Source organism: Cellulomonas biazotea (assembly GCF_004306155.1).
Classification (GTDB): Bacteria; Actinomycetota; Actinomycetes; order Actinomycetales; family Cellulomonadaceae; genus Cellulomonas; species Cellulomonas biazotea.
The window spans coordinates 1-8,307 of sequence record NZ_BIMR01000252.1; the positions used below are offsets into that span (position 1 = coordinate 1).

Annotated in this window: 7 protein-coding genes; 4 read left to right on the forward strand and 3 right to left on the reverse strand. The window is 75.9% G+C overall.

The window, feature by feature from the left end; translation table 11 throughout:
* Together CBZ_RS15540 and CBZ_RS15545 are read right to left on the reverse strand one after the other, a co-directional pair.
* The coding region (locus CBZ_RS15540) for a DEAD/DEAH box helicase (protein ID WP_130782413.1) at positions 1-1,242 on the reverse strand (1,242 nt) is incomplete at its 3' end.
* A 40-nt stretch (positions 1,243-1,282) separates the two neighbouring features.
* Positions 1,283-1,987, reverse strand: a complete 705-nt coding sequence (locus CBZ_RS15545) for a DUF1361 domain-containing protein (RefSeq protein ID WP_130782414.1) — start codon at positions 1,985-1,987, stop codon at positions 1,283-1,285.
* 261 nt (positions 1,988-2,248) lie between these two features.
* Here CBZ_RS15545 and CBZ_RS15550 point away from each other — a divergent pair, with 261 nt between their 5' ends.
* Positions 2,249-3,922, forward strand: a complete 1,674-nt coding sequence (locus CBZ_RS15550; protein ID WP_130782415.1) for an ABC-F family ATP-binding cassette domain-containing protein — start codon at positions 2,249-2,251, stop codon at positions 3,920-3,922.
* Complete coding sequence (locus CBZ_RS15555) at positions 3,919-4,422, forward strand: aminoacyl-tRNA deacylase (RefSeq protein WP_130782416.1); 504 nt, start codon at positions 3,919-3,921, stop codon at positions 4,420-4,422. The genes CBZ_RS15550 and CBZ_RS15555 overlap by 4 nt, the downstream gene beginning before the upstream one ends.
* A 111-nt stretch (positions 4,423-4,533) precedes the next feature.
* Here CBZ_RS15555 and CBZ_RS15560 read toward each other — a convergent pair whose 3' ends face one another.
* Positions 4,534-4,914 (reverse strand): STAS domain-containing protein, encoded by a 381-nt coding sequence (locus tag CBZ_RS15560; RefSeq protein WP_130782417.1) that lies wholly within the window; start codon positions 4,912-4,914, stop codon positions 4,534-4,536.
* Positions 4,915-5,218: 304 nt separating this feature from the next.
* Between CBZ_RS15560 and CBZ_RS15565 the strand changes: the two genes are divergently transcribed.
* Together CBZ_RS15565 and CBZ_RS15570 are read left to right on the forward strand one after the other, a co-directional pair.
* The gene (locus CBZ_RS15565) at positions 5,219-6,418 is read left to right on the forward strand and encodes an exonuclease SbcCD subunit D (protein ID WP_130782418.1); all 1,200 of its coding nucleotides are present in this window, start codon (positions 5,219-5,221) and stop codon (positions 6,416-6,418) included.
* A partial coding sequence (locus CBZ_RS15570; protein ID WP_130782419.1) for an AAA family ATPase occupies positions 6,418-8,307 on the forward strand: 1,890 nt, incomplete at its 3' end. The genes CBZ_RS15565 and CBZ_RS15570, both read left to right, overlap by 1 nt.

Consider the following 8,307-nt stretch of genomic DNA (forward strand, 5'->3'; position numbering starts at 1 on the left):
CAGGGACGTCTCGGCGACGTTCGTCGACAGCACCACGCGGCGACCCGCGTGCTGCTCGAACACGCGGTGCTGCTCGGCGGCCGACAGCCGGCTGTACAGCGGCAGCAGCTCGACGTGCTGCGGGTGGCGGGCGTCGGTGACGCGCGCGCCGAGCGACGTCCGCAGCGCGTCCTCGGCGTCCCGGATCTCCCGCTCGCCCGACAGGAACACGAGGATGTCGCCCGGCCCCTCGGCGGACAGCTCGTCGACGGCCTCCGTGATGGCCGTCATGAGGTCGCGGTCCTCGGTGGCCTTCGCGCGCGGGCGACGGCCGGCGTCCTCGTCGGGGGCCTCGACGTCGGGCGACAGCGGGCGGTACCGGATGTCCACCGGGTACGTGCGGCCGCTGACCTCGACGACCGGCGCGGGCACGCCCTCGGGGTGCTCGGGCGTCGGCGGGCCCGCGAAGTGCGCCGCGAACCGCGCCGAGTCGATCGTCGCGGACGTGATGACGACCTTGAGGTCGGGCCGCTGCGGCAGCAGCCGCGTGAGGTACCCGAGGATGAAGTCGATGTTGAGGGACCGCTCGTGCGCCTCGTCGATGATGAGCGTGTCGTACGACCACAGCATCGGGTCCCGCTGGATCTGCGCGAGCAGGATGCCGTCCGTCATGACCTTGACGAGCGTCTCCTCGGACGACGTGTCCGTGAACCGCACCTGGTACCCGACGAGCTCGCCGAGCGGCGTCCCGACCTCCTCCGCGATGCGCTCCGCGACCGACCGTGCCGCGATCCGGCGGGGCTGCGTGTGGCCGATCTGCCCCGCGCGCCCACGGCCCAGGTCGAGGGCGATCTTCGGGATCTGCGTCGTCTTGCCCGAGCCCGTCTCGCCCGCGACGACGACGACCTGGTGGTCGCGGATCGCCTCCGCGATCTCGTCGCGCCGGGCGCTGACCGGCAGGTTCTCCGGGTAGACGATCGTCGGGACGACGACCGCGGCTCGCGTCGCCGCGGCACGCGCCCGCCGGGCGGCGGTCCGCTCGGCGTCGCGCGCGCGACCGTCACGCCCGCGGCCCTCGTCACGGCGACGGGGCTCGCGGGACTCGTCGCGGCGACGGCCCTCACGCGGCTCGTCGTCCCGGCGACGCTGGTCGTCCTCGGGCCGTCGTGCCTCCGCAGGACGACGACCACGGCCGCCGCGGCCCCCGCGCCGGCGGGGACCCGCCGGACGGTCGGCGCCGGTCGACGGCTCGCTGGTGGTCACGACGCACGATTCTCCCAGGTGCCCCGCCGGGCCCGCGCGCTCATTCCTCCAGCAGCACCAGCGCCTGGATCACCGGACCGGCCACCGCGACGTACATCACCCCGAAGAACAGGGCGTAGAGCAGCGTGAACGCCACCGCCTGGCCCGCCGCCGACGGCTCCCGCAGGTGCACGACCGTCTTGTGCACGATCCGCCACGGTCGCAGCACGTCCCAGCTGTTGAGGCGCAGGTGCCGGCCCAGGTACATGCCCCACGCGACCAGCAGCAGCACGACGACGACCAGCGCGAGCGTGTCGCCCGCGAGCAGCGGTGCGGCGACGTCGCCGTGCACGACCACGACGTACTCGAGCTGCACGACCAGCACGTTGAGCACCGTGTTGAGCACGCCCGCCATCGCGAGCGACACGACGAGCACCACGTCGAACCACATCGGCACCCCGTCGTCGTCGCGCCGGTGGCTGAGGTTGAGCTCCGTCACGAGGTACCCGGCGTTCGGCAGGAGCAGCAGCCAGACGACGAGCAGCACGGTGATGACCGTGAAGACGACGGCCCGTGGCACGCCGACGGCGAGCAGGGACACGGCACCGAACGCCAGCAGCAGGACCAGCAGCGGCGCCGCCGACAGCGCGAGGTTGAGCAGCATCGGCCGGTAGACCCGTGTCCCGTAGACCGGCCCGCGCGCGACGACGAGCCCGAGCGCGAGCACGTTCATGCCGAGGACCCCGAGCAGCAGGCTCGCGATCACGGGCGGGCCGGTCTCGTCGCGGTGCGGTCCATGGCGTCATGGTGGCGAGCGGCGGCGGGGTGCGCGACCGGGCGGGCGGCCGTGAGGCCCGCGTCGGCTCGTCGGGTCGCGTCGCGTGGAAATCCCGTGGCGCGGCCACCGGACCGTGCCTACGGTGTCCGGGTGCTGATCTGACCACCCGCGCCGAGTCCCCCTCCCGACTCCCCGCGCCCGTCGCGCCCCCCGAGCGGCAGCGACCGTGGTGCACCCGGTGGTGATCGCATGACCCCAGTCCTTCGTGCCCGTGCCCTGTCCCGCTCCTACGACGGGCGCCCTGTCCTGACCGGCGTCGACCTCGACGTCGACCCCGGCCACCGCCTCGGCGTCGTCGGGGAGAACGGCATCGGCAAGTCGACGCTCCTGCGCCTGCTCGCGGGTGTCGAGGACCCCGACGCCGGCGACGTCGTCCGCCCGTCCGCGCTCGAGCTCCTCACGCAGGAGCCCCGGTTCCGGGCGACCGACACCGTCGCCGACGTCATGGCCGCCGCGCTCGCGGACGTCCGGGCCGTCGAGGCCGCGCTGCAGGACGCGTCGGCCGCGCTCGCCGACGGCGGTCCCGGCACCGACGACGCGTACGCGGCCGCCCTCCTGCACGCCGAGCTCGCGGGCGTCTGGGACGCGGACCGCCGCGCCGAGCTCGCACTCGTCGGCCTGGGCCTCGCGGACGTCGAGCCGACGCGCCCGACGGCGCGCCTGTCGGGCGGGCAGCGGTCGCGGCTCGCGCTCGCGGCCCTCCTGGTCCGCAGCCCCGCGGCGGTCCTGCTCGACGAGCCGACCAACCACCTCGACGACGCTGCCGCGGAGTACCTGGCCGGTGCGCTCCGGGCGCTCCCGGGTGCCGTCGTCCTGACGAGCCACGACCGCGTGTTCCTCGACGAGACCTGCACGGAGATCCTCGACCTCGACCCGTCCCTCGACGGCCCCACCCGGTACGGCGGGACGTTCACCGACTACCTCGCGGCCAAGCGCGTCGAGCGCGAGCGCTGGGCGGAGCGGTGGAAGGCGGAGCGTGACGAGATGGCGCGCCTGCGCCACGCCGTCCGGGTCACCGCCCGGGAGGTCGGGTACGGGCGCGAGCTCGGCAACAACTTCAAGATGGACTACGACGCCCAGGGCGCGCGGGTCGAGCAGCAGGTGTCACGGCGGGTCCGTGACGCGCAGCGCCGGCTCGACGACCTCACGCGCGACCAGGTCCGCAAGCCGCCCGCACCCCTGCGGTTCGCCGCACCCCCGTCGTGGGAGGCCGGTGCGGCGGGGCTCGTGCTGCAGGTGCGGGACGCGTCGGTGCCGGGGCGGCTCGACGTCCCGTCCCTCGACCTCGCCGCCGGCGCGAAGGTGCTGGTCAGTGGACCTAACGGCGCCGGGAAGTCGACGCTGCTGCACCTGCTCGCCGGGGACCTGGTGCCCGCGACCGGGTCGGTGCAGCGGGCGCGCGGTGTCGAGGTCGCGCTCCTGGAGCAGGACGTCGGCCTCGCCGACGACGACCGCACGCCGCGCGACCTCTACGAGGCCGTCACCGCCGACCTGCCGCGCGCGCCGCGGCTCGTCGATCTCGGCCTCGTCGCACCCCGCGACGTCGAGCGGCCCCTGCGGGAGCTGTCCGTCGGGCAGCGGCGACGCGTCGTCCTCGCGCTCCTCGTGGCGCGCACGCCCGCCGTCCTGCTGCTCGACGAGCCGACGAACCACGTGTCCGTCCGGCTCGCCGACGAGCTCGTCGACGCCCTGGAGGTCGCACCCGGCGCGGTCGTCGTCGCGACGCACGACCGCTGGTTGCGACGGCGGTGGACCGGCGACCACCTGGTGGTCGAGGACGGGCGCGTGCACGTCGACGCGCAGGGCCCGGGCGGCCCCCCGGTCCCTCTGCCGCGGGCGGTGCGTCCTACAGTGACCGGATGAGCGAGGGGACGACGGCCGGCGGGCACGACGGCGAGCGGCGGGCCGTGGCCGCGCTCGAGGCGTCCGGGATCGACCACCGGGTGACCCGGCACGGGCGGGTCGGCTCGCTCGCCGAGGCCGCCGCCGCGCGGGGCGTCTCGCCCGCCGACATCGTCAAGACGATCGTGGTGCGGCGCGGCGACGACGACTTCCTGTTCGTCCTCGTGCCCGGCGACCGGACCATCTCCTGGCCCAAGCTGCGCGCCCTGCTCGGCGTGAGCCGCCTGTCGATGCCTGACGCCGCGACCGCCCGCGACGTCACCGGGTACGAGCGCGGCACGATCACGCCGTTCGGGTCGACCCAGCCGTGGCCCGTGGTCGCCGACTCGCGCGTCGTGGGGCGGTCGGTGTCGATCGGCGCCGGTGCGCACGGGGTCGCGGCGACCGTCGAGGGGTCGGCGCTCGTGCGGGCGCTCGGCGCGACGACCGCGGACGTCACGGAGCCCGAGCCGACGCCCTGACGCGGCGCGGCGGTATCGAGCGCGACGCGGCGGTATCGAGGAGGACGACGCGTCGGCGCCGACTCCAGGACGCGGCGGCAGCGGGGTGGAGACGTCCCGGGCGTCGTCGGCTCAGACGGGCGTCGGCACCCCGGCGGCGACCACGGGCTCGGCACCCCGGCCCGGCTCGGACGGGAACTCGTCGCCCATGCCGATCATCTCCAGCACGTCGCGCAGCACGCGGTGCGGGTCGCGCAGCGACACGGGGATGCCCGCCTCGCGGGCGGCGAGGTGCAGCTGCAGCACGAACGCGATGCCCGACGAGTCGATGAACGTCGCCGCGGTGGTGTCGACGACGACCGGGTCGCCGCTGATGAGCGCCTGGCCCATCGTCGCGCTGGCCTGGTCGCGCAAGGCGGCGTCGATCTCCCCCACCAGGACGACGACCGAACGCCCGTCCTGCGGCTCCACCCGGATCGTCCCGGCGGCGGCCGTCTGCTCGATCAGCTCCATGACTCCTCAGCTCTGCACGGTCGGTCGTGATCCGGTCACGTGGGCCCGGCCGGCGTGAAGACGGTACCCGTCGGCGCCGACGCCGCCACCCGAGAAGTCCCAACGCCCGAGATCCGGCCGTCGTTCCCAGGTCCGGCGTCGGCGGGGACCGGTACGTCCGGGTCGTCGAGCGGTCCGTCGCGTGTGCGCGCCGCGACCCAGCTGGCGACGCGAACCGTCCACAGCCCCCGGTCGACGCGACCGGATCCCGACCCTCCGGGGCACCTCGGCCACGGTGTCGGCGGCGGCGGTTAGCGTCCTCGCCATGCGCATCCTGCACACCTCCGACTGGCACCTCGGTCGGACGCTGCACGGGGTCGACCTCCTCGACCACCAGGCGGCGTACCTCGACCACCTGGTCGAGGTCGTGCGGGCCGAGCGCGTCGCCGCGGTCGTCGTCGCGGGGGACGTGTACGACCGGGCGATCCCGCCCGTCGAGGCCGTGACCCTGCTCTCCGAGACGCTCGCCCGGCTCACCGAGCACACGACCGTCGTCGTGACGTCCGGCAACCACGACTCCGCGACCCGACTCGGGTTCGGGTCGGCCCTCATGCGCGAGCGGGTGCGGCTGCGCACCCGGGTCGCCGAGCTCGACCAGCCCGTCGCGCTGCCCGACGACGCGGGCGACGTCCTCGTCTACGGGCTCCCGTACCTGGACCCCGACACCGTGCGCGCGGCGCTCGCCGAGCCCGGGCAGGACCCCGACGGGGAGCCGGTCGTGCCGGCCCGGTCGCACGAGGCCGTCGTCGGCGCCGCCCTGCGCCGGGTCCGGGCTGACCTCGCCGCGCGGTCGTCGCGGTCCAGCGGGTCCGAGCGGAGGCCGCGCAGCGTCGTCGCCGCGCACGCGTTCGTCGTCGGCGGGCTCGCGAGCGAGTCCGAGCGGGACCTGCGCGTCGGCGGCGTCGAGCACGTGCCCGCCGGGGTCTTCACGGGGGTCGACTACGTCGCGCTCGGGCACCTGCACGGCCCGCAGCGGATCAGCGGCCCCGACGGGACGACCCTGCGGTACTCGGGCTCGCCGCTCGCCTACTCCTTCTCCGAGGTGCGGCACGCCAAGTCCACCGCGCTCGTCGACCTGTCCGGCGACGAGCCGGCCGTCGAGCTGCTGCCCGCCCCCGTCCCCCGCCGCCTCGCCGAGGTCACCGGCACGCTCGACGACCTGCTCGGCGCGGCCGGCGAGCCGCACGTCGCGGACTGGGTGCGGGTCACCGTGACCGACGCGCACCGTCCCGCCGACCTGTACCGCCGGGTCACGCAGCGGTTCCCGCACGCGCTCGTCGTGCAGCACCGCGCGCCCGAGCAGACCCGCACAGCCCGGCCCGCCGTCGTCACCGCCGCGCTCGACCCCGTGGAGGTCGGCGCCGACTTCGTGCAGCACGTCACCGGCACCGCGGCGACCGCCGTCGAGATCGACGTCCTGCGTCGCGCCTACGAGGACGTCCTCGCCGCGGAGCGGAGCGCCTGATGCAGCTGCGCACCCTCACCCTCCAGGCCGTCGGTCCGTTCGCCGGCCGGCACACCGTCGACTTCGCCGCCCTGGCCGCGTCCGGGCTGTTCCTCCTCGAGGGCCCGACGGGCTCCGGCAAGTCCACGATCATCGACGCCGTCGTCTTCGCGCTCTACGGCAAGGTCGCCTCCGCCGACGCGTCGGAGGACCGCCTGCGGTCCGCGTACGCCGCCGACGACGTCGCCACGGTCGTCGACCTGACCTTCGAGGTCGCGTCGGGCGTCTACCGGGTCCGGCGCACCCCCGGGTACGACCGGCCCAAGAAGCGCGGCACCGGCACCGTCAAGCAGCAGCCGTCGATCACGCTGTGGCGGCTGTCCGGCGAGGACGCGACCGGCGACACCACGCCCGACGACCCGGACCGTCTGCCGGTCGGCGAGGTCCTGTCGACCCGGCTCGACGAGGCCGGCGCGGAGATCCAGCGCGTCGTCGGGCTCGACCGGACGCAGTTCGTCCAGACGATCGTCCTGCCGCAGGGCGAGTTCGCACGGTTCCTGCGCGCCAACCCCGAGGACCGACGGGGGCTGCTGCAGAAGATCTTCGGCACCGAGGTGTACGACCGGATCGGCCGCCGGCTCGCCGAGATGCGCCGCGACTCGGCCGCAGCCGTCGAGACGGCCCGGACCGCGCTCGGTGCGTCCGCCGCGCACCTCGTCGGCGCCGCCCGCCTCGGGGCCGGCGACGCCGAGTCGCTGCGCGCCGACCTCGACGCGGTGACGGTCGACGCCGTGACGGTCGACGCCGTGCGCGACGTCGTGGGGGCGCTCACGGGGTCGGTCCGCGCCACGGCCGACGCGGCGCGGGAAGCGGCCGACGCGGCCGAGGCGGTGAGGTCGGCCGCCCGGCTGGAGCTCGACGACGTGACGCGTACGTCCGAGCTCCTGCGTCGTCGCGACGCCCTCCGCGCCGAACGTGCCGCCCTGGACGAGGCCGAGCCGATGCACCGGGAGGCGCAGGCGCGCGTCACGGCCGCCGTGGCCGCCCAGGTCGTCCGGCCCCTCCTGCGCCGGGCCGACGAGGCGGTCGTGGCACTGGAGTCGGCGACCAAGTCGCTCGACGCCGCCGTGGACGCCGCGCCCGTGGACCTCGCCGACCTCGCCCGCCCCGCGGGAAGCGCTGGACCCGACCCTGATGCCGCCGGGCCCGTCGGGCGCGCCGCGCTGGACGCGGCCCGTGAGGAGGCCGTCGGGCTGACCGCCGCCGTCGAGCGGCTGGTCACGGTCGAGGCCGGGCTCGAGGCCCGTCGGCAGGAGGTCCGGACCGCGCGAGCAGTCGTCGACGACGTCCTGGCCGAGATCGCGACCCACGAGACGTGGCTCGCCGAGCGCCCGGCAGAGCGGACCGTCCTCGTCACCGGGCTGGAGACGGCCCGGGCGCTCGCCGGGACGGCCGGCGAGCGTCGCGCCGCGGTCGACGCGCTCGAGGTGACCGCCACGGCCCTCGTCGCGCTCGACGTCGCCCGCACCGAGCACACCGAAGCGGAGACACGCCGCACCGCAGCCGGCCGCAGCGCCGCCACCGCGGTCGCGCACGAGGCGGCCCTGCGCACGGCCCGGATCGCCGGGCTCGCGGGCGAGCTCGCCGCCGCGCTCGGCGACGGCGACGCCTGCCCGGTCTGCGGTGCCGTCGAGCACCCCGCGAAGGCCGGGATCGGTGTCGACCACGTCGCCGCGGACGCCGTGCAGGACGCGGAGGACGCGCGGGTCGCGGCCGAGCGGGCGCTGCGCGACGCGGACACCACCGTCGCGCGCTGCACCGAGCGGGTCGAGGCGCTGAGCCGGCAGGTCGGCGACGCGACCGCGCAGGACGTCGCGACGCGGCTCGCCGCCGCCCGGTCCGCCCGGGAC

What these genes read in the sequence shown, in the direction of transcription:
- CBZ_RS15550 (WP_130782415.1), top strand. Translation starts at nt 2,249, where the DNA reads ATGACCCCAGTCCTTCGTGCCCGTGCCCTGTCCCGCTCCTACGACGGG.
- CBZ_RS15555 (WP_130782416.1), top strand. Translation starts at nt 3,919, where the DNA reads ATGAGCGAGGGGACGACGGCCGGCGGGCACGACGGCGAGCGGCGGGCC.
- CBZ_RS15560 (WP_130782417.1), bottom strand. Translation starts at nt 4,914, where the DNA reads ATGGAGCTGATCGAGCAGACGGCCGCCGCCGGGACGATCCGGGTGGAG.
- CBZ_RS15565 (WP_130782418.1), top strand. Translation starts at nt 5,219, where the DNA reads ATGCGCATCCTGCACACCTCCGACTGGCACCTCGGTCGGACGCTGCAC.